Origin of the sequence: Sphingobacterium sp. HJSM2_6, from assembly GCF_049316305.1 — a bacterium.
Taxonomy (GTDB): Bacteria; Bacteroidota; Bacteroidia; order Sphingobacteriales; family Sphingobacteriaceae; genus Sphingobacterium.
Genome location: NZ_JBMOXB010000023.1, coordinates 16,653 through 37,288, shown reverse-complemented (window position 1 = coordinate 37,288; position 20,636 = coordinate 16,653). Strand labels below are relative to the sequence as shown.

Annotated in this window: 21 protein-coding genes and 1 tRNA gene; 10 read left to right on the top strand and 12 right to left on the bottom strand. The window is 34.6% G+C overall.

Features of this window, described 5'->3' with window-relative positions; all coding sequences use genetic code 11:
* The first annotated feature begins 119 nt into the window (after positions 1–119).
* Complete coding sequence (locus ACFRAE_RS16760; protein ID WP_422798326.1) at positions 120–665, top strand: lipocalin family protein; 546 nt, start codon at positions 120–122, stop codon at positions 663–665.
* A gap of 721 nt (positions 666–1,386) precedes the next feature.
* Here the strand turns inward: ACFRAE_RS16760 and ACFRAE_RS16755 are convergent.
* Positions 1,387–1,471 (bottom strand) — tRNA-Ser (locus tag ACFRAE_RS16755).
* Positions 1,472–1,579: 108 nt separating this feature from the next.
* Here ACFRAE_RS16755 and ACFRAE_RS16750 point away from each other — a divergent pair.
* The 4 genes from ACFRAE_RS16750 (at position 1,580) to coaA (ending at position 4,652) form a co-directional block, all read left to right on the top strand.
* A complete protein-coding gene (locus tag ACFRAE_RS16750; RefSeq protein WP_422798325.1) occupies positions 1,580–2,656 on the top strand; it encodes a patatin-like phospholipase family protein in 1,077 nt (358 codons plus the stop codon).
* 23 nt (positions 2,657–2,679) lie between these two features.
* Positions 2,680–3,048 (top strand): methylglyoxal synthase, encoded by a 369-nt coding sequence (locus tag ACFRAE_RS16745; RefSeq protein ID WP_422798324.1) that lies wholly within the window; start codon positions 2,680–2,682, stop codon positions 3,046–3,048.
* Between the two features lie 197 nt (positions 3,049–3,245).
* Complete coding sequence (locus tag ACFRAE_RS16740) at positions 3,246–3,656, top strand: OsmC family protein (RefSeq protein ID WP_422798323.1); 411 nt, start codon at positions 3,246–3,248, stop codon at positions 3,654–3,656.
* A gap of 51 nt (positions 3,657–3,707) precedes the next feature.
* Complete coding sequence (gene coaA / locus ACFRAE_RS16735) at positions 3,708–4,652, top strand: type I pantothenate kinase (RefSeq protein ID WP_422798322.1); 945 nt, start codon at positions 3,708–3,710, stop codon at positions 4,650–4,652.
* Here coaA and ACFRAE_RS16730 read toward each other — a convergent pair.
* A complete protein-coding gene (locus ACFRAE_RS16730; RefSeq protein ID WP_422798321.1) occupies positions 4,633–5,520 on the bottom strand; it encodes a mechanosensitive ion channel family protein in 888 nt (295 codons plus the stop codon). The two genes, coaA and ACFRAE_RS16730, sit on opposite strands and share 20 nt — an antisense overlap.
* A 190-nt stretch (positions 5,521–5,710) precedes the next feature.
* Between ACFRAE_RS16730 and ACFRAE_RS16725 the strand changes: the two genes are divergently transcribed.
* The gene (locus ACFRAE_RS16725; RefSeq protein WP_422798320.1) at positions 5,711–6,667 is read left to right on the top strand and encodes an acetyl-CoA carboxylase carboxyltransferase subunit alpha; all 957 of its coding nucleotides are present in this window, start codon (positions 5,711–5,713) and stop codon (positions 6,665–6,667) included.
* A gap of 382 nt (positions 6,668–7,049) precedes the next feature.
* Here ACFRAE_RS16725 and ACFRAE_RS16720 read toward each other — a convergent pair whose 3' ends face one another.
* The 8 genes from ACFRAE_RS16720 to ACFRAE_RS16685 form a co-directional block, all read right to left on the bottom strand.
* The gene (locus ACFRAE_RS16720; RefSeq protein ID WP_422798319.1) at positions 7,050–8,381 is read right to left on the bottom strand and encodes a PDZ domain-containing protein; all 1,332 of its coding nucleotides are present in this window, start codon (positions 8,379–8,381) and stop codon (positions 7,050–7,052) included.
* A 304-nt stretch (positions 8,382–8,685) separates the two neighbouring features.
* Positions 8,686–9,534, bottom strand: a complete 849-nt coding sequence (locus tag ACFRAE_RS16715; protein ID WP_422798318.1) for a sugar phosphate isomerase/epimerase family protein — start codon at positions 9,532–9,534, stop codon at positions 8,686–8,688.
* A gap of 139 nt (positions 9,535–9,673) precedes the next feature.
* A complete protein-coding gene (locus ACFRAE_RS16710) occupies positions 9,674–11,887 on the bottom strand; it encodes an NADP-dependent isocitrate dehydrogenase (protein ID WP_422798317.1) in 2,214 nt (737 codons plus the stop codon).
* A gap of 192 nt (positions 11,888–12,079) precedes the next feature.
* Positions 12,080–12,724, bottom strand: coding sequence for an NAD(P)H-binding protein (locus ACFRAE_RS16705; protein WP_422798316.1), 645 nt, complete (start codon positions 12,722–12,724; stop codon positions 12,080–12,082).
* A 26-nt stretch (positions 12,725–12,750) separates the two neighbouring features.
* The gene (locus ACFRAE_RS16700) at positions 12,751–13,032 is read right to left on the bottom strand and encodes a GNAT family N-acetyltransferase (RefSeq protein ID WP_422798315.1); all 282 of its coding nucleotides are present in this window, start codon (positions 13,030–13,032) and stop codon (positions 12,751–12,753) included.
* Between the two features lie 3 nt (positions 13,033–13,035).
* Positions 13,036–13,533, bottom strand: a complete 498-nt coding sequence (locus tag ACFRAE_RS16695; protein ID WP_422798314.1) for a nuclear transport factor 2 family protein — start codon at positions 13,531–13,533, stop codon at positions 13,036–13,038.
* Between the two features lie 190 nt (positions 13,534–13,723).
* On the bottom strand, positions 13,724–14,707 hold the full coding sequence (locus tag ACFRAE_RS16690) for a cation diffusion facilitator family transporter (protein WP_422798313.1): 984 nt from the start codon (positions 14,705–14,707) through the stop codon (positions 13,724–13,726).
* Positions 14,708–14,765: 58 nt separating this feature from the next.
* A complete protein-coding gene (locus ACFRAE_RS16685; RefSeq protein WP_422798312.1) occupies positions 14,766–15,731 on the bottom strand; it encodes a bile acid:sodium symporter family protein in 966 nt (321 codons plus the stop codon).
* Between the two features lie 146 nt (positions 15,732–15,877).
* On the opposite strand from ACFRAE_RS16685, the gene ACFRAE_RS16680 reads away from it, so the two are divergent.
* The 4 genes from ACFRAE_RS16680 to rplI all read left to right on the top strand — a co-directional run bounded on the left by ACFRAE_RS16680 (position 15,878) and on the right by rplI (position 18,732).
* Entirely contained in the window at positions 15,878–17,083 is a 1,206-nt protein-coding gene (locus ACFRAE_RS16680; RefSeq protein WP_422798311.1) for a pyridoxal phosphate-dependent aminotransferase, read from the top strand.
* A gap of 561 nt (positions 17,084–17,644) precedes the next feature.
* Positions 17,645–18,013, top strand: coding sequence for a 30S ribosomal protein S6 (rpsF, locus tag ACFRAE_RS16675; protein ID WP_422798310.1), 369 nt, complete (start codon positions 17,645–17,647; stop codon positions 18,011–18,013).
* A complete protein-coding gene (gene rpsR, locus ACFRAE_RS16670; RefSeq protein ID WP_103906215.1) occupies positions 18,013–18,276 on the top strand; it encodes a 30S ribosomal protein S18 in 264 nt (87 codons plus the stop codon). Before rpsF ends, rpsR begins: the two co-directional genes overlap by 1 nt.
* 12 nt (positions 18,277–18,288) lie before the next feature.
* Complete coding sequence (gene rplI, locus ACFRAE_RS16665; RefSeq protein WP_422798309.1) at positions 18,289–18,732, top strand: 50S ribosomal protein L9; 444 nt, start codon at positions 18,289–18,291, stop codon at positions 18,730–18,732.
* Between the two features lie 250 nt (positions 18,733–18,982).
* Here rplI and ACFRAE_RS16660 read toward each other — a convergent pair whose 3' ends face one another.
* Positions 18,983–19,210: a quinol oxidase subunit 4 gene (locus ACFRAE_RS16660; RefSeq protein ID WP_422798308.1), complete on the bottom strand. Its 228-nt coding sequence runs from the start codon at positions 19,208–19,210 to the stop codon at positions 18,983–18,985.
* A gap of 95 nt (positions 19,211–19,305) precedes the next feature.
* A complete protein-coding gene (locus tag ACFRAE_RS16655; RefSeq protein ID WP_422798307.1) occupies positions 19,306–20,634 on the bottom strand; it encodes a hypothetical protein in 1,329 nt (442 codons plus the stop codon).
* Positions 20,635–20,636: the final 2 nt, after the last annotated feature.

Here is a 20,636-nt window from a genome sequence, read left to right as displayed (position 1 = left end):
AAATTAATAAATTTATAACTCGAAAGTCTCCTTAAGGTTTCATCCTAATGTGTCTAATTTAGTTTGAAGACGTACAGCCTAACTTAATTGTTAGGCTTTTTTTAAATAAGTAGAAATTTATGAAATATTCAAAATATATAAAAATTACGTTAGGTATTGCTGTTTTTGCAATTCCATTTGTTTTTAATTCCTGCAAATCTGTAAAAATTCCAAATGATATTGAAGTAGTTGAAAACTTTGATATAAAATCTTATGCTGGGAAATGGTATGAAATTGCAAGGTTTGATTTTAAATATGAAAAGGATATGGATAATGTAACAGCTGAATATTCATTAAAAGAAGATGGAACGATTAAAGTTTTAAATAAAGGGTTTAATACTAAAAAGAATGAATGGAAAGAAAAGGAGGGTAAAGCGAAATTTCTAAGTAATAAAACAAAAGGGGCACTAAAAGTTTCATTTTTTGGTCCTTTTTATGCTGGATATAATGTAGTAGCTATGGAACCTGATTATAAGACTGCATTAGTTATGGGTGAGAGTAAAGATTATATTTGGTTTTTATCAAGAGATAAGACCATGTCTGATGAAGTAAAAAACAAATTTATCAAAATTGCTAGTGATGCCGGTTATAATTTAGACAGATTGGTTTGGACTAAACAAAATTAATTTACCATTCATATTTAAGTGTTACCATCTCGGATAACCAAGCATGGCTTGTCGTAAGTTAACATAAAGAGTATAAAATATTTATAATCTAAGGGCTATGAAAAAAAAATACGAATGTTCTAAACATTCAAAATCCCCTATAAAGAAAAAATCCCTATTGATTTTAGGGATTTTATTACTCCATTTATTAAAACTAGCACAAATTTATAGGATTGAAAGTTTACAAATCTACATTAAATGATTCATCAAAAAGCTAAAAATATGCGTAATCACATATATTTTACAATGAAATGTTTTAATGGTATAATGGTTTATAGTTTTCATGTTAACAAATCATACTAATCACTCTAAATATTCATTTTCAACAAATTAATAAAAACGTCTTATTCGTGTTGCCATATTGAAATACAAATAGTTTTTAACATCATTAATTAACAACTTTGTCAAAAGTTAGCAAATTAATTAAGAAAAAATATTTGTATTATTTGAATACTGTTCACACATTCCTGATATAAAATTGATGGCTAAAGTTCCTCAAGGTGAATAAGGTATTTTAAAAAATGATGTATCCATTGTTGCCATATTTCATAAAACATTAAATCACAAACACACTTAAATCTAAGCATGTTAGTGAAAAACTACTATTTTTAGCTGAATTGAAATAGGTAAAAAATAATCTTTAAACGCAAAAAAGCAGCTGTAAAAGCTGCTTTAGTTTTCGCGGAGAGAGAGGGATTCGAACCCTCGGTACCGTTAAGTACACACGCTTTCCAAGCGTGCTCGATCGACCACTCTGACATCTCTCCGAGTGTGTTTCTGCGTGCAAATATATAACTTTTCACCCTTTCAACAACATATTCCTGAAAATAAATTTTCAATCTAAAATCTTATCTGTAAATTAGCCTAAAGCAACTATGAAGCGAATTTTATCTATTGATGGCGGAGGAATACGAGGAATCATTCCTGGCATGTTACTGGTATCTTTAGAAGATAAACTTAAGCGAGCAACTCAAAACCCTGAGGCTCACCTCAGTCAATACTTTGATTTCTTTGCAGGCACGAGTACTGGAGGTATACTACTTAGTATATTATTATGTCCAGATCCCGATAACCTAGCAAAACCTCGATTTTCGGCACAAGAAGCTTTAGACATCTATTTAACACATGGTACTGAGATATTTACCACCAGTAGATGGCGTCGGTTTCTTAATCAGTTTGGATTATTAACGGAACTATACGACAACAAAGTATTGGAAAAAATATTATTCAATTATTTTGGAGACACCCGATTAAGCCAGCTGATCAAACCAAGTATTTTTACTGCCTACAATATAGAATTACGTAAAAACCATTTATTTAGACAACAGAAAGCCATAAGTCATGGCGCTTCACGCGATTTTTACCTTCGGGACGTCTGCAGAGCCACATCGGCAGCACCCACATACTTTTCCGTAGCCGAAATATATTCATTAGCAGATACCCGTTTCCCATTAGTAGACGGTGGTATGTTTGCCCACAACCCTTCTATTTCCGCATTATTAGAGGTTCTAAAGACCTACAAAACATTTAAGATAGACGATGTACATATCCTATCCTTAGGTACTGGAATAGCGAAAAATGCATATAAATACGAAGATTTTAAAAAACAAAAAGCCATTTCAATAGGACCAGCTTTGGTGGATATTATGACGAGCAGCTCTTCCGAAAGTAATGATTACTTTTTACAACAGTTGTTCCAATCTATTCAGCGGTCATCCAATTATATTCGTCTAGAACCCTCCAATTTATCATCGATTGAACCATCTTTAGATGCCGCATCAGCAGGGAATATTCAAAAAATAGTTTCCTTGGCCGACAAATTAATCAGTGATAACGAAACGTTATTAGATGCATTGGTCAATGATTTAATCATAGAAAAGGAACAAAAAGAAAATTTGAGTGAGAAAAAGGATCATTCCGTTTGGAATTACCTTGGATTTAAAAGTAAATAAAAGAATTAACCCTAATAGTAAACATGAGAAAAACTATCGCACTTATAGCTCACGACGGTAAGAAAGCCGAAATGGTGGCATTCGTAAAAGATCATAAAGAAGAATTAGAGCATGCGCATTTGGTAGCAACCGGTACAACAGGCTCATACATACAACAAACAGGACTGAGTGTAGAATTAAAATTAAGTGGACCAAAGGGTGGTGATGCTCAGATTGCAGCGCTTGCAGCCGAAGGGAAAATAGATGGTATCATCTTCTTCCGTGATCCCTTGGGCAAACATCCCCATGAACCAGATATTCAAATGCTCATGCGTATTTGTGATCTATGGAATGTCCCTTTAGCTACGAATCCTGCAACAGGAACGCTAATTATTAAAGGACTCCTTGAATAAGGCACTAGATTTGAAATAGAAGACATTGGCTAGGTGATATTGTAATAACTTCGCTTCGTTTTGCATCAAGAGGCAATGAATGATAGGATTATCCTAAAGAACAAATTCAATTATTGATGTTTCAAACTTATCAAACAAAACGTTCAAATCAAATAGCCAATTGCTCAAGTCTTATTTAAAATTTACTATATTCAAGAATGGAAAATGAAGTGCTAATACAAATGGGTGAACAAGCCTATACTACAAAAATTACGTATAAAGATTTAAATTTAATAGCCGATGAACCTGAAGATTTAGGTGGTCAAAATTTAGGCTTCCCTCCTACAGCGTTATTTTTATCATCAATAGGAAGTTGTAAAGCAATGACCATGCGTATGTATGCAGACCGTAAGCAATGGACATTAAAAACCATTGAAATACAAGTTTATAGCGAAACGATCAAAAGTGAGTTACAGCAAACAACTTTTATCACTTGCAATATTAAAATTGAAGGAGATTTGGATGAAATTCAGCGTAAACGACTCTATACCATCGGAGAAAAGTGTCCTGTACAAAAAATGTTATCCAATCCTGTGGTTATCGAAAGTAATCTAATTGATACAATATAACCTAAAAATAAATCAGGATTGTATATTTGCAGTCGATTCTTAATGTAATTTATGGCGACGATTAGCGAGCACACCATCAATAGTCCATTTCGAAACTTTACTCGAGAGGAATGGAAAAGATTAAACGGTCAATTAACGCACTCTATTTTAGAGGAAGATTTAGACCAATTGCATGCGCTCAATGAACCGTTGACTATGGATGAAATTGAAGACATCTACATTCCATTAGCCCATTTATTGGAATTGCATATCAATAATTTTCGTGATCTTCATGTACAGAGTAATGCTTTTTTCAAGCGGAATCATGAAAAACTTCCATTTATCATCGGTATTGCGGGTTCTGTTGCTGTAGGAAAAAGTACCACGGCCAGGGTACTCAAAAAGGTATTATCCTTGTTGCCTAATAAACCTAAAGTCGAATTAGTGACAACCGATGGTTTTTTATACCCCAATAAAGAATTAATCCAACGCAACATACTAAATAGAAAAGGATTTCCTGAAAGCTACGATACAAAACAAATTATGCAGTTTTTAGCGGATATGAAATCAGGAAAATCCCAAGTAACGGTGCCCTTATATTCGCATTTAGAATATGATGTTTTACCAAATGAAAAATTAGTAATTCATCAGCCTGATGTCTTAATTGTCGAAGGAATCAATGTATTGCAAGTTAATTCCAGAAAAGATGGCGTGTTTGTATCGGACTTCTTTGACTATTCGATCTATGTTGATGCCGATGAAAAAAATATTGTAAATTGGTATATTGAACGCTTTGAGTCTTTACGCGCTACAGCCTTCCAAAATGCGGCCTCCTACTTTCATAAATATGCCGACATGAGCAAAGAAGAGAGTTTAGCGATGGCTACTCAAATTTGGAATGAAATCAATAAGCCAAATCTTCACCAAAATATATTACCTACTAGATATCGGGCCGATTTAATTCTGAAAAAAGGATCCCATCACTTTGTTAAGCGTATTAAAGTGAGGAAGATTTAATAAACTTCGCTTCAAATTTAAGTACTTCTTTTAAAATTTCATTTTCTAATTTTTTATGCAGTCGGTTACTATTGCTAATGGCATATAAATCCAGTTTATACCGCACAAAATCTTTCCCGATTTCCATAACTTTAAGCACCAATTCTTCCTGAGTAACTTTGAGGTTTGGGTGTCCTAATAAACTTTCCCTTAATGTTTTTTCCAATTCGTCGATATGTAAGGAAACTAGCAAAGGCAACTCGAATTTCACATTAAACAAACTTGACTGATGCGCTGATAAGTTCATAAAGGTGGTGGTAAATACATTATTATTTGGAACCATAATAATATCATCTTCCTCGTCTTGCAGTACAATATTCGCAAATGTAATATCCACAATTCTTCCTTTAAAATCCCCTACTTTAATACGATCCCCAACGGACAGTTGATCGGAGAACATGACAATCATACCTGAAATCATATTTGTAATGTAATCCCTAAAAATAACGGCAATGGCCATCGCTACAATGGTGATACTGGTAATAAAATCTCGAGGGTCAATACCTAAAATTGTCATTAAAGCAATTACCGCAAATACGGCATTAAGTATGGCTGTTAAGCGATTGACACCCAGCACAAAATTACCGCGTACATGCCGATTCGCATTCTTTTTATTGTAAATTAAGATTAATAAGAACCGTAAAATTGAAAGTATAGTACTCGAAATTAAAAATATCAAAAGCCCTTTTTGAATTTGAGGTAATAATATGCTTGCGTTAACCTCTGATTCAAAATATATTTTTGAAATAATCAGGAGCACCAAAAAGAATACTTTGAGTATAAATGTTACAGGTATGGATGGTTTGTGCACTTGTGTGGTTGCATTCATGGGATTGAAGATATTATTTTTTTTGGGATTGAACAAAACATACTTTATCCTTTTGAGGTTATATCACTCAGTATCAATACGTAATTAAAAACATGAAGGTCTATAGGAAAGGCTTTAGATAATAAACGTTTTAAATTTCTTAAAAAAGATTTAACTTAGCTACGCTTTTAAAAGCAACAAACAGGTAAATATGAATACAACATTTGATTTTGAGAAGCCTATTGCTGACTTACAAACCCAAATTGAAAAAGTAAAGCAGGTGGAAGAAAAAACCAAAGTAGATATGGGTGCTACCATTCGTGAATTGGAAGAAAAACTAGAAATAACCAAAGCGGAAGTGTATAGTAACATGACTGGATGGCAAAAAGTCCAAATGTCCAGACATGCTGATCGGCCTCAAACTTTTGATTATATAGATCTTATTTGCGATGATTTCATCGAATTACATGGTGATCGCAATGTAAAAGACGATAAAGCTATTGTGGGAGGTTTTGCCTCTATTGGTGGGCAGCCTGTGATGGTCATTGGGCATCAAAAAGGTAAAAACACCAAAGAACGTCAATTCCGTAATTTTGGAATGGCCAATCCGGAAGGTTATCGTAAAGCCTTACGCTTAATGAAAATGGCAGAGAAATTCAATAAACCTGTCGTTACCTTAATTGATACGATGGGTGCTTATCCAGGTTTGGAAGCAGAAGAAAGAGGTCAAGGGGAAGCTATTGCTAGAAACCTACTGGAAATGTCTGTACTGCAGGTTCCTATTATCTGTATCGTTATTGGCGAAGGTGCTTCTGGTGGAGCCTTAGGAATAGGAATTGGTGATAAAGTTTATATGTTGCAAAATACCTGGTATTCGGTGATTTCTCCAGAGTCTTGCTCTTCTATTCTATGGAGAAGCTGGGATCAAAAAGAACGTGCTGCTGAAGCCTTAAAGCTTACTGCGGAAGATATGTTAGGTAATGGACTAATCGATGGAATCATTCAAGAACCGCTTGGAGGAGCTCATCAAGATCCTGAAACAACTGCCTTAACAGTTAAGAAACAGATTACAGATGATTTAGCGGTACTACTAGCTAAAGATAAAGCTACTTTAGTAGCTGAACGAATTGATAAATTCAGCAAAATGGGTGTAGTTATTGAAGAATAATTGCAGCCATTCCTATAGGAAAGACAGTTCTTTTGAACTGTCTTTTTTTTTCTATTCCATAGCCACTAACTTTCATAACAGGGTTTCATAACGATAATTGCCTATCAAAAAATCAGATACTACCTCGCTAATACCAACAGCTTCTTTTTCATTGCACCTTAACTATTTTATGGCTTGGTATAAGGTTATAAGGTATTTGTCGAGGATAAGTGTGGAATTGCATCGAATCTCCACCCAAACTTGTTCGGATATTTTCGTTGAGAATCCGAATCAACAGCAACTAAGTTCCGACGAAGATCCGAAGAAGATCAATGAAAACACATAAACAGAATGAAAAAATTTTAGAAAATCGAGAAAAATAATAGCTTGAAAATTTTAGAAATTAATTAATATATGGAATGGGATCTTTTAATAGAAATCTGAAGTTAATTTCCTTCCCATTGCGCTTAATTAAAAGTTTGACTTCCTGCCCATCTAGCTCTTGTAATTTTCCGATAATTTCTTGTAGCTTCATATCACTGGTATACCTACCGTTTACTTTATGAAGAATATCCTCTTTTTGAATTCCGGCCAATGCTGCTGGTGAACCTTCTCTTACGTTGTTAATGACATAATTCGGCTTTAAAGAGAATTCATATTTAAACTCTTCATGTTGATAGACATTAATTCCACCATCTTGATCGTTTCTTTTACTTAAGGCCGCCGACACTCTTTTTTGAGTCCATGTAAGTCCATCGTGCTTAATATCTATTCCTGACATATTCATAGGGAAAGGCTTACCGAACTTACGATTCGGTTTGATGTATAAGGCTTGGTTTTCATAATCGAAGATCACATGAAATCGTTGTAGGACTTGATTACCTATAGATCCTTTTCTATTTTCAGCTAATCGAGCTGCATGCACTGCATTGCTGTCGGGGTAAGCCACAATGGGTTGAATAATGGAATAATCGCCAAATGTAAAACTAGCAATTCGATTTCGATAGCCAAAGATAGCGCCATTAAAGCCCCGACCAATAAAATCATAAATTTTGGGATCTCTAATATGGAAATTGTCCAAGGTAAATGGAAAAATAAGCATACCATCGGAATTACCTAGATCTATCAACACTTTGGCATAAGCAGATCTTTTTGAATCAAAATTAATATGTACTTGGGTATAGGGTCTACTTTTTTCTATGGTTATGGGTATTTTAAGGTAGTTTTTTGTCTGCGAAGCGCTGAGTATACTTTTTGGTAATAAGGTAATCTTTGACTTTAGGTAATCAATTTTTACCGTAAATGATTCGAATAACTTACTCCCTAAAATACCATGTATGGGTAAGCCTATGTGACTGGAAATATCTAGATCCTCTCCATTTAAAACATAAATATTATGATTGAAATCCGCGATAACATCCCCAACTACCAAGCTGTTACCTACTGCCAACAGGCCCTCGATCCCATCTTCGATTCCTATTCCTGAAAAGGTAACTTTATGGACATTCTCCAATTTTAAAGAATCTGCTGCAGAGCCAAACAATAGCGTTTCTTTCACACCAGTATCTAATAAAAAAGATAATTTTTCACCATTTACCAGCACAGGTATAATGACCACATTTCCTGAAAGCTCGAATTTGAAGTTGTTTTTTTTAGGGTTAAGTAAATGAAAGCTTTCTTGTGCTACACAGTAACTGCATATAAAGCAAAAACAATATAGGAGAAGAAATCTCATAATTCATAGTTGAAATGTATAGCAATTTAACTATTTTATTTATCCTAAACCCGATATTAATTAAGGTATTATAAATTTTAGATAAAAAAAGTGCAATTTTTATTGTTTAAAGACAATAAAAAACAACCTTATTTTTCACTAAGGTTGTTTCTTTTTATTGTTTTGCCTATGAATTGCTAAGACTCGTATCTCATTTAATGACATGAAGAATTACTTATCATTAACATGGCTATTTCACTGTATACAAATACATTATACAATATTTATGTCTTATAAATAAGTGATGTTTATTAAAAGAGCTAGTTTAGATACTACTTAATACTCCTCTAAAATAGCCTACGGACTCGGCTAATCCTGCCAAAGGATCTTTCATATCTTTTTCGAATTCTAAGCTACAGGAACCTGAATAATTTATTTTTCGTAAACCTTTCACAAATGCTGGAATATTAATTACCCCACGGCCTAATTCACAGGTCGTACCCTTAGCATCTGCTGCTGTTACATTTTTAAGGTGTAGATCAAATATTCGATCTTTATATCGTAATAAATCTTTTAGAGGATCTTGACCATCCCTCATATTATGCCCCATATCAAAGCACATTCCGATATAGTTATTCAAACCTTTTATATGATTCCATATTACCGTAGCATTCGGATATATTTTATCTTCAGGACCATGGTTATGAATTGCATAGCGTATTTGATACTCTGCTGCTTTTTGAGCCACATAGGCCAGATCTTTAATCTCTGGAATACCTACTACTAAATGGACTCCTACCCTTTTAGCATAGTTAAAGGCATTGTCAATATCTGCTATTGTTTTTGTATAAATAGGTCCAACCGCATATCCAGTAACATTTGATTCTGCTAATTTCTTATGAAAAGAGGTAATTTGTGCTTCCGTACTGTTGTAGGGTAAATGAAAATCCTTAATGCATAAATACCGTACATCCATACGCTTCATCATCGCTAAAGATTGATCCAAATTAAAATTAACAAAACTAAAACCCGCTATACCTAGTTTTAGACTATTTTGATCTGCGAAAGCTGGAGATATGGAAGGTTTAGAAAATACGGATGGTGCTGCGATTAATCCAGCAGAGGCTAAAAATGCTTTTTGCAAAAACTCTCTTCTTTTATTTGTCTTATTCATGATAGTCTAGGTTAAAGTTGGTAAACCTTAAAATTAATGAATTAATAACTGCTACGCAATTCGAATAAGCATATTTTTAAGCAAAAAAAATCCTCGATTCTAAAGAATCGAGGATTTATATTTAAAAATTTTATTCTTATTACAAGGCGCCTAACGCTGCATTCAATGTAGCTGATGGACGCATAGCTTGATTTGCTAAATCATCATTTGGAAAATAATAACCTTTGATATCTTGCGCTTTTCCTTGTGCAGCGATTAATTCTTCATTGATTTTAGCTTCTTCTTGACTTAGCGTACTTGCTAATTCTTTGAATTTATCAGCTAATTCAGCATCTGCACTTTGATTTGCTAAGGCTTCTGCCCAGTAACTTGCTAAATAAAAATGAGAACCACGATTATCAATTTGACCAACTTTACGAGCTGGCGATTTATCATTTGCTAAGAACTTGGCATTCGCTTCATCTAAAGCATCAGCTAACACCTGTGCTTTATGGTTATTTTGGGTTTGAGCCAAATGTTCTAATGAAGCTTGAAGAGCTAAGAATTCACCTAAAGAATCCCAACGTAAATAACCTTCTTCTAAGAATTGCTCCACATGTTTCGGTGCAGAACCACCAGCACCAGTCTCGAATAGTCCACCACCATTCATTAAAGGAACAATAGATAACATTTTCGCGGAAGTACCTAACTCTAAAATTGGGAATAAGTCTGTTAAATAGTCACGTAAAACGTTACCAGTTACAGAAATTGTATCTTCTCCTTTGCGAATACGGTCTATCGAAAATTGAGTCGCTTCGTTTGGCGATAGAATACGGATATCTAATCCAGTCGTATCGTAGTTAGGTAAATAAGTATTTACTTTCTTGATGATCTCACGATCATGCGCTCTATGTTCATCTAACCAAAAAATAGCCGGGGTATTGGATAAACGAGCTCTGTTTACGGCCAATTTAACCCAGTCTTGGATTGGCGCGTCTTTTGTTTGACACATTCTAAAGATATCGCCTGCATCTACAGGTTGCTCCATTAATGTGACGCCATTTTGATCAACCACACGGATAACACCCGCTTCATTTGCTTGGAAAGTCTTGTCATGAGATCCATACTCTTCTGCTTTTTGCGCCATTAAACCTACGTTGGGTACGGAACCCATCGTTTTAGGATCATAAGCACCGTTTACTTTACAGTCGGCAATGACTGTTTCATAAACACCCGCATAACAACGATCAGGAATGATCGCCAAGGTATCACGTTCAGCACCTTGTTTATCCCACATTTTACCACCGATACGAATCATTGCTGGCATAGAAGCATCTACAATAACATCGGAAGGTACATGTAAGTTCGTGATTCCTTTATCGGAATTTACCATTGCTAAGTCTGGACCGTTTGCAATAGCCAATTCAATTGCTGCTTTTATTTCAGCTTCTTGGGCATGACCAGCGATCTTCGCATATACTTCTCCTAATCCATTGTTTTTATTTATGCCTAATTCTAAGAACAATGAAGCATATTGATCGAAAACTTCTTGGAAATATACTTCTACAATAGCACCAAAGATAATCGGGTCTGAAACCTTCATCATGGTCGCTTTTAAATGTGCAGATAATAACACCCCAGAATCTTTAGCCTCTTGAATTGCTCCTTTAACAAAGGATTTTAAATCAGCTATATGCAACACGGAAGAGTCAATTACTTCACCAGCTACTAGCTTAGCGAAGTTTTTTAATTCTTTTACAGTCCCATCTGCAGCAACAAACTCAATCTTGAATTGATTATCTTGATCAACGGTTAAGGATTGCTCCGATCCATAAAAGTCTCCGGTAGTCATGGAAGTTACCTTCGTTTTACTGTCCGCAGCCCAAGCACCCATACGGTGAGGGTTTGCTTTTGCATAGTTTTTTACTGCTTTAGGTGCACGACGGTCAGAGTTACCTTCACGTAATACTGGATTAACAGCGGAACCTAAAATTTTGGCATAAGTTGCTTTAATTTTCTCTTCTTCAGCATTAGTTGCTGCATCTGGATAATTTGGAACAGCATAACCTGCATTTTGCAATTCTGCAATAGCTCCCTTTAATTGAGGAATGGACGCAGAAATATTAGGAAGCTTTATGATATTGGCTTCTGGTTGAGTAGCTAATTGACCTAACTCGGCTAATGCATCGCTAGTCTTTTGTTCAGCTGTCAAATAATCATTAAAATTTGCAAGGATACGACCTGCTAAGGATATATCTCTTAATTCAACGTCGATATTTGCTGTTTTAGCAAAAGCCTGTACAATGGGAAGAAATGAATAAGTAGCCAGTAATGGCGCTTCATCTGTTTTTGTGTAAATGATTTTAGAAGACATAGTATTCTATTGAAATGATATTTTTTTGCTATAAATTATAAAAACATAGAGGCTTTACTCCTGTTTTTTTAAAATTGCCTAAAGATAATAAAATGAAACCTAAAACGCTACAAAAGGTAAAATAATGACCTTTAATGAAAAATCGTTGGCGGTTTTCAATTATTTTTAGGCTTTGTTGATGTCAAAGTCTATTTAAATTTTTGCTAAAATTGATTTTTCATCATAAATGCTTACAGACTCATCTTGATCCTCCAATAGCACATAAAGAATTACTCTTGCCAAATCCATGCTATGTATGGGAGTATAACTTGTTAAAAGTCCTAATTTATTAAAGGCTTTAATGAGCTTAATACTGATATTTTCTGCTTTTCGATTTGAATTTGGTCGTATAATAGGGCCAGGTTGTAGAATCATTAATTTTGGAAATTGCAATAATTTGATAGCCTCCTCCAATTCACCTTTCATTTTGCTGTAAAACAACTTTGACTTCGGGGATGCTTGACTTGCGGATAATAGTACAAAACTATAGACCTGATTTGCTTTGGCTAATCGAGCAAATTGCAGGTTATATTCAAAATCGACCCTCCATTGGGCTTCTTTGCTTCCTGCATCTTTAAGGGTAGTCCCTAAAGTAGAAATTGCCACATCGCCTTGGATCAAGTGACTGTATTCAGTTAAATGATCGAAATCAATCACAATTTCTTTTAACTTATAATCGGGAGGAAAAAAGGGTTTTCTGACCAAAGCTGTTACCTGCTCTATTTGCTTATTGGCTAAAAGTTGTAAAACCAATTCTCTTCCTGTAGCGCCTGTGGCACCTATGATAATAATCTTCATAAACTTAATCTGCGAACTAACAGCGATTAAAAAAGGACATCGCGGATATTCACATCACGGTCAAAGGAAGCTTTTGCGAAAGGGCATAATGGAAGAATTTTCAATTGATTTAATCGAGCAAATTCTACTGCTTTATATAATAATATATGGCCAATACCCTTTCCTTTTTCTGATGGATTAACTTCGGTATGATCGATAATCATTTTTTCTGGACCAGCCATACTATAGGTCATTTCGCCTATCTTCTTACCTTCCTCCATGGCGTAAAATCCGCCTTTATTTCCTGTTTCTTCATGTTTTACTTGCATAACTTATTGTTTAATTTTTAAACGATTTATGATTGGATCCTCCATTGCTGACTTTAATTTAATGACTTCAGCAGCCTGATCATTCGGAACCGTCATCGATAATACATACTGTTTGATGAGCCACTTTCCTTCTTTCTGTTCCAACACTCCTGATCCTCGGCACAGTTTCATCTGTGTAGATAACAATTCATCTATCCATGCGGTTTTTCCATCTGCAGAAAAATTAATATTTCTTTCTAATGCGGTAAAGCTCCAAGCTTTTCCTTGATCAAAATGTGGTTTTGCATAATGCATAAATTCCGATTTATTCCATCGCTCGGTGGCATCGGTACCTATGAATATGAAATCATGATCCATAAAATTAAAATAGCTGTTGAAATCGGCTTGGCTTGCAGCGGTATGCCATTGGTTTAATAGTTTATTTACAACACTTTTGGCATCTTGAGCTAAACTTAATTGAAAAGAGGTGATTATAGCTAGAAAAAGGATAGTCTGCTTCATGAAATGAACTTTATTTGAAGATAAGCATTTTTAAAGTAAGGATATCTAGTATTTTGAACTTTATTCAAAATTCTGAATGGATATAACAACGAACTGACGGGGCAACATTCGCCGTCAAAAGTATCGAAATAACCTTTAGAAACATCAAGGTAACTAGGCAGCATCAACTATTTTAGAGCATTTATTCCGTCTAATTGCTACTTCTAAAATGTTTCATATTACGAGTTACATTTTCTGTCGTCCATTCTATATGTTTGCGATAAGGTTCTGTACGAATAGCGCAATCAGAAACTTGGCAATAATGACAACATTCGGGCATACATGGGTCTGCATGTATAAAAAACTCGGATTTAGAGTCTAAGTTTTGATTCAATACCTTATCGAATTCGGATATCCGATCATGAACCTTGGTTAAGGGATAATAACTAGGTAAGGTTAAGTGACAATCAATATGTAATTCTTGTCCGTAGCGTTGTATCCGTAAATTATGCACATCTATCCAATCCACCTGTCTTTGTGTTCCTAATATTTTCACTACTTCTTCCACCACTTCTTGATCAGATTCATCCATCAGTCCGGATATAGACTTACGTAATAGCTTGTAGCCGTTATACAGAATAAATAATCCTAAAACTATGGAAAGCACTAAATCTATCCAAGGGAGCTTGGTGATCTTCATTAAGAATAATCCTCCTATTAATCCAAATGAACTTATTGCATCGACTTGCAAATGCTTTCCATCAGCCTCAATGGTTAAAGATCGTAGGGACTTACCTCTCTTCATTAGGTAAAATCCAACAGCAACATTGATTAATGAAGTGATGAATATCAACAAGATACCCTCTTCTATGTTAGCTACTTCTTGAGGAAAGAATATGTTGTAAGAAGCTTTGATGAGGATGATACTTCCAGCAATAAATATCAAGGCACCTTCGATAAAGACGGAGAAAAATTCTACTTTACCGTGGCCGTATGGATGATTTTGATCTTTAGGTTGCGCCGCTAAATAGATACTGTAATAAGCAAATCCTGAAGCAACTATATTGACAATACTTTCGGCGGCATCGGAAAATATAGCACTTGAACCTGTGATGAAATAAGCGACGAATTTAATGAACATGAGCACGATACCTGTGATCAAGGACAATAATATTAAACGCATTGGCTTTGTCATATTCTTCAATTTTTAACGTTTACCGTATTGCTAGGAACGGTAAGTCTTTTTATATTATTTAATCTGTTTTACTTGCATATCGCTGCGCAATCCAGGTGATAACCAATATCTGAAAGGCATGAAAAATCATTAAAGGCAAAAAATACAAACCAGTATGTGGGTTATTATAAAATATAAATTTACCAAAAACACTTCCATGTGTTAAAGATTTTTTAGACCCACAAAATAATGCAGTGATTTGATCTGCTCTATTAAACTTAAAAACATACTTCGTCAATATCCAAATGATGAAGTATATCAAACTAAATAAAATAACAACGCCAATAAACACCCATATAATATACTGCGTGCCAACAGATTGAAATACCCCACTGGCAAAGGATTCAGCGAAACTGATATAAACTATTAATAAAATGACTGATTTATCAAATAGTGTTAATGTTTTACTATAGCGATTAGCGAATTTCCCCAGGTATGGTTGTACCAATAATCCCAATAGTACTGGAATGATTATTTCTTTAAATAATCCTGCGTAAACAGTCGTAATAACATGTTCTTGTTCAAAGTCAAGGAATACTTGCATCATAAATGGCGTGATGATTACACCTATAAGTCCGGAAATGCTTGCATTAAATATGGCCGCAGGGATATTGCCGCGGGCTATGGATACCATCACGACGGAAGAGGAAACAGTGGATGGTAATACTGCTAAAAAGAAAAAGGATAGCCAAAATTGCTCTTGCAACATGGTTTGTGCCATTGGCTTGAGAAGCAATAAGAGTAGAGGAAAGAGTATAAACGTAAAGCACTGAATAGCGATATGCAATTTCCAGTTTTTTAAACCTTCTTTAATTTGCTGGTAACTTAATTTGATCCCGTAAAAAAAGAAGATTAACATGACTCCAATGCTGCTGAGTTGATGTAGCAATTGACCATTACCCCATGTTATTAAATCTGGATAAAAGAAAGCAAACGCAATCATTACGAATAAAAAGAAGATGAAAGCGTCAAATTTAAACTTCATATAATCCTCCAAATGGTCACGCAAAATTAGGATAAATTTTGATGAGAGATATTTTTTTGGAACTATTTCGAATTGTTTATTAATTCATGTAAAATATTATATTTTTATCACCATTAATGAATTGTATATAATATATTTGCAATATCATGAGTACAAAATCTTTTTTATCCGATAGAATAAATAACCTATCCGAATCAGCCACTTTAAAGATGACTAAATTAGGTCGTGAACTAGCGTCTAAAGGCATCAATGTTATAAGTTTGAGTGTTGGGGAGCCCGATTTCAATACACCTGAGCATGTGAAAGAAGCAGCGAAGAAAGCATTGGATGAGAACTTTACCCGTTATTCTCCTGTACCAGGTTATCCTGATTTGAGACAGGCAATCGTTAATAAGTTGAAAAATGAAAACAACTTAGATTATGATATTTCGCAAATTGTAGTATCTACTGGTGCTAAACAGTCATTGTCTAATGTGATTCTTACTTTAGTTAATCCGGGTGATGAAGTGATTATCCCTACTCCTTATTGGGTGTCATACTCAGAAATGGTGACTTTAGCAGAAGGTAAATCGGTTTTCATTGATACAGAAATAGATTCTGATTTTAAAATCACTCCTGCACAATTAGAAGCAGCAATTACCGATAAATCTAAGGTATTCATGTTCTCTTCTCCTTGTAATCCTACGGGTTCAGTGTATTCTAAAGCAGAATTGGCCGCATTAGTGGCTGTGTTTGAAAAGCATCCAAATATTTATATTATCTCTGATGAGATTTATGAGCATATTAATTTTGTTGATCAACATGAATCGATCGCTCAGTTTGATAGTATTAAAGATCGCGTAATCATCATCAACGGTTTTTCAAAAGCTTTCGCTATGACCGGTTGGAGATTAGGTTACATCGCATCAAATAAAGAAATAGCTGCTGCAAATGATAAATTGCAGGGGCAAACTACTTCAGGTACGTGTTCCATTGCACAACGTGCTGGTATCGTTGCTTATGAGCAAGGATTAGAAAGTGTATTGAAGATGAAAGAGGCATTTGTTCGTCGTCGTCAATTGGTTTATGATCTATTAAATGCTATTCCTGGTGTAAAAACCAATTTACCTGATGGCGCATTTTATTTCTTTCCTCAAATCAACTCATTCTTCGGTAAAAAGGACCCTAATGGTCAAGTAATTGCAAATTCATCAGATTTAGCCTTATACTTATTGAATTTTGGTCACGTAGCTACGGTTGGTGGAGACTCTTTTGGAAATGATAATTACATTCGTTTATCTTATGCAGCTTCAGATGAAAATCTAACAGAAGCCCTAAGAAGAATTAAAGAAGCCTTATCTAAATTAGTATAATTTATTCTTTAGCTTTAAGCTATAAATAATAAGTCCGATCAATAAATTGATCGGACTTATTATTTATAAGAGAATTTACGCCTCTAGTATTGTTTTCATAATAGGTATTTCCATCAACACCTTGACTGAACATCATTCAAACCAAATACGATTCAGCTGCTTCTTCCCTATTTTAAGTTTGTATATCTATACAATGCTTTCTAAATATTATATATATAAAACAGAAAGGTAGATTAACTCACCAAAAATACAGCCTAGCATAATTCCTAATAATACAGAAAAGGTAATCTTTGCCCAAAATGGTAATCGATAAAATATGCTCAATTGTTTATTGTTTATATCCCGGTGCAAATATTGTAAAAAACGATAAATTTAACCCAACCGAAAATAAATATTAAAAAGAATTGTAAGGTTTTAACTACAGAATAAGGCGTCTTGTCACATGACGAAAAAAGAGGTTTTATTACAAAGGAATGCTTGTATAATACTAATTTATTAACTATCTTTGCGCGTCCATTAATATAAGTATGGACATTATTAATTAACAAAATTATTTAAACAATGCAACAGTACGAATCTGTAATCATTCTTACCCCGTTGCTTTCAGAAGATGCTGCGAAAGAAGCAATTGCTAAATTCAAAGACATCTTAGTAGAAGGCGGAGCCGAAATTATCGCTGAAGATAATTGGGGTTTGAAAAAATTAGCGTATCCAATCCAGAAAAAAACCACTGGATTTTATCACTTAACTGAATTCAAGGCTCCAGGTGAATTAATCAAAAAATTAGAGGTTGAATACAAACGTGATGAGCGTGTGATGCGTTTCTTAACAATCTCATTAGATAAGCACGCTGTTGCTTATAGTGAGAAAAAACGTAGCGGTGCATTCAACAAAAAGGCGGAAACTAAAACTGAGGAGGTAGCAAACTAATGGCAAACGAAAACATCCAATACGTAACTGCCCCTAAAGTAGAGGACAACCGTAAGAAGTATTGTCGTTTTAAAAAGAACGGTATTAAATATATCGACTATAAAGACGCTAACTTCCTTTTGAAGTTTGTGAATGACCAAGGTAAAATTTTACCTCGTCGTTTAACTGGTACATCATTGAAATTTCAACGTAAAGTAGCTCAAGCCGTGAAACGTGCGCGTATCATTGGATTACTACCTTATGTAACTGATTCATTAAAATAAGGAGATACGATAATGGAAGTTATATTAAGACAAGATGTTAAACACCTTGGAGAGAAAGACGATATCGTAGTGGTAAAGCCAGGTTATGGCCGTAACTACCTTATTCCACAAGGATTTGCAGTAATGGCAACATCATCTGCGAAAAAAGTATTAGCTGAGAACATTAAACAAGCTCAGTTTAAACAAGACAAAATTAAAAAAGATGCTACTGAATTAGCAGCTAAATTAGAAGCGGTAAAATTATCTATCGGAGCTAAAGCTGGTGAATCTGGTAAAATTTTCGGTAAAGTGAATAGCATCCAAATCGCTGAAGCTTTAAAAGCACAAGGATTTGATGTAGATCGCCGTCGTATCACATTCGAAACTGAACCTAAAACATTAGGTGAGTTCGTGGCAAACTTAAACCTTCACAAAGAAGTGAAAGTTCAAGTACCTTTCGAAGTGGTTGCTGAATAAGTATCCTTTCAATGCATAAAAAAAGCCTTCAAACAAATGTTTGAAGGCTTTTTTTATGCATTAAAGATTGGAATTCTTGCTAGCAATTATGCTTTATTAAATTCAAAACTTCGGACGAATCAAGATGTTCAGGTCTGCTATTCACCTAAAAAAAGCTATCAAATTGAATTGATAGCTTTTATAATAAATCTCAAATTATTAAACCGATTGTAGTCCGTGTATAAAGATGAGCCAAACGTTTTTAAAACAATTAAAAACCTGGCCACATCACATCGTGTCTTTTATAAGGTTTATGGCCTTTACTAGACTTTCCTTTTTTCTTTTGTTGACCTGGTGCATAGCGTTTCGCAGATTTACCAGCATATTTCTTCTTTGCTTGACCTGGAGGCGTATGTCCATGACGATGCCCATTGACATAACAAGAACTAAGTGAGAATAGCACAAACCCTATAACCAATAAACCGTATATTCTTTTCATTTCAGCAAAATTGTTTTCTAAACTTGTTTAAACAAATTTTAGACCAATTTCGTGATTAGACTCAACAGAAACAGTTAAAAAACGCATCTATTAAATTAAAGCGATTGGTTATCAAGTATTTGATAAAATGAGTTTTGATTTTTATTTTTAAAAATCACAGAGCCGTCCAAAGAAATCTTAGTAGCGGACAATGGTTTCCCTAAAAGTTCTATGCTCTCCATACCAGACTTAGCCGGTAACCACGACATGCCAGCAATATGAATATTCGATAAATTAGCTCTTAATAAAAACACATAAGGAGAAGCAACTAATTTTTCCACCGAAGCATTAGTTGGTTTTTCCGTACTTAATTTCACGAAGTCCGCATAGACGGCAGTATTCAATTGGTAAAATAACTTATTAGGCAGCAAATTCAACAGATGAGGTGAGGCTTTCATTCGAATAGCCATATTCGGAACTTTTAATTCGTGGAGTTCCTTCTTTTCAATTTGCTCAAAATTATCATCGTATTCATAGTTTATGATGGTTTCCCATTGCGACACCTCCCCTTTCTTCCATTCAAAACCCATGTAATTACCTAAATACGGTTTGATACTATCTACTGGGATAGCCAGTTTTTCCAAATACGATTCACTATGATTCAATAAACGAGGTAAATCAGTATTCACTTCCAATCGAGCCAACTCATTCGTACGATCAGTATCCTCAAGCATGACAAATTGTTTAGGAAAAAGAAAGCTTTCGGAGGCAATTTCACCCTGCATATGGATATCTCCAGAACCAAAACGCAAGCCAAACCAATTCCCTTGCCTATCTACATAACGAACATGGTTATTCGTAGCTTTAAGCGAAGCACTGAGACGTGTTTCCGCTAAGTCCCATGTAGATTCATCATCCCTTAGTAATTCTTCCATACGCACCCTGTAATGCTCCGTAAGATTACCCCAAGCCAGCACAACCTGCTGCTTATTACTTAACAGAGCAAATCGCTTTGAATCATAAGTAAAATAGGTTGTAGAATCAGATTCCGAAGCTACTTGAGTTAAAGGAAGATTAGATTTTTGAAGCCATTGCTCAAAATCCTCAAAATCAGAAATTTTGAATTTCCCATAATATTGCAGAGGCTCGTCATTTAAGGCAAATAAATTCAGTTTTGCAGGAATACTTACACCAATTTGCCAAGGTTTAGTTTGTTCCTTATCTACCGAATCTTTTTCCTTTCCTTTCGGAAATTGAATGATTTCTTCCTTAATAAAATCGAATATTAGTTTATCCGTTTCTATTTGAATAAGCGATTGCGCATTTTGCGGTATACGCAAATTTTCAGCTTGATTTAATCGAGTCCATCTAACAAGTAAAAGACTAATGCTGATTAAAAGCATTAGTCCTATACCTGTATAAATGAAGTATTTTAAAAACTTCATCC

Coding starts and splice junctions, on each gene's coding strand:
- ACFRAE_RS16750 (WP_422798325.1), top strand. CDS start 1,580: ATGAAGCGAATTTTATCTATTGATGGCGGAGGAATACGAGGAATCATT.
- ACFRAE_RS16685 (WP_422798312.1), bottom strand. CDS start 15,731: ATGAAGTTTAAATTTGACGCTTTCATCTTCTTTTTATTCGTAATGATT.
- ACFRAE_RS16745 (WP_422798324.1), top strand. CDS start 2,680: ATGAGAAAAACTATCGCACTTATAGCTCACGACGGTAAGAAAGCCGAA.
- ACFRAE_RS16715 (WP_422798318.1), bottom strand. CDS start 9,534: ATGAATAAGACAAATAAAAGAAGAGAGTTTTTGCAAAAAGCATTTTTA.
- ACFRAE_RS16695 (WP_422798314.1), bottom strand. CDS start 13,533: ATGAAGCAGACTATCCTTTTTCTAGCTATAATCACCTCTTTTCAATTA.
- ACFRAE_RS16730 (WP_422798321.1), bottom strand. CDS start 5,520: ATGAATGCAACCACACAAGTGCACAAACCATCCATACCTGTAACATTT.
- rplI (WP_422798309.1), top strand. CDS start 18,289: ATGGAAGTTATATTAAGACAAGATGTTAAACACCTTGGAGAGAAAGAC.
- coaA (WP_422798322.1), top strand. CDS start 3,708: ATGGCGACGATTAGCGAGCACACCATCAATAGTCCATTTCGAAACTTT.
- ACFRAE_RS16740 (WP_422798323.1), top strand. CDS start 3,246: ATGGAAAATGAAGTGCTAATACAAATGGGTGAACAAGCCTATACTACA.
- ACFRAE_RS16680 (WP_422798311.1), top strand. CDS start 15,878: ATGAGTACAAAATCTTTTTTATCCGATAGAATAAATAACCTATCCGAA.
- ACFRAE_RS16725 (WP_422798320.1), top strand. CDS start 5,711: ATGAATACAACATTTGATTTTGAGAAGCCTATTGCTGACTTACAAACC.
- rpsR (WP_103906215.1), top strand. CDS start 18,013: ATGGCAAACGAAAACATCCAATACGTAACTGCCCCTAAAGTAGAGGAC.
- rpsF (WP_422798310.1), top strand. CDS start 17,645: ATGCAACAGTACGAATCTGTAATCATTCTTACCCCGTTGCTTTCAGAA.
- ACFRAE_RS16760 (WP_422798326.1), top strand. CDS start 120: ATGAAATATTCAAAATATATAAAAATTACGTTAGGTATTGCTGTTTTT.
- ACFRAE_RS16655 (WP_422798307.1), bottom strand. CDS start 20,634: ATGAAGTTTTTAAAATACTTCATTTATACAGGTATAGGACTAATGCTT.
- ACFRAE_RS16690 (WP_422798313.1), bottom strand. CDS start 14,707: ATGACAAAGCCAATGCGTTTAATATTATTGTCCTTGATCACAGGTATC.
- ACFRAE_RS16700 (WP_422798315.1), bottom strand. CDS start 13,032: ATGCAAGTAAAACATGAAGAAACAGGAAATAAAGGCGGATTTTACGCC.
- ACFRAE_RS16660 (WP_422798308.1), bottom strand. CDS start 19,210: ATGAAAAGAATATACGGTTTATTGGTTATAGGGTTTGTGCTATTCTCA.
- ACFRAE_RS16710 (WP_422798317.1), bottom strand. CDS start 11,887: ATGTCTTCTAAAATCATTTACACAAAAACAGATGAAGCGCCATTACTG.
- ACFRAE_RS16720 (WP_422798319.1), bottom strand. CDS start 8,381: ATGAGATTTCTTCTCCTATATTGTTTTTGCTTTATATGCAGTTACTGT.
- ACFRAE_RS16705 (WP_422798316.1), bottom strand. CDS start 12,724: ATGAAGATTATTATCATAGGTGCCACAGGCGCTACAGGAAGAGAATTG.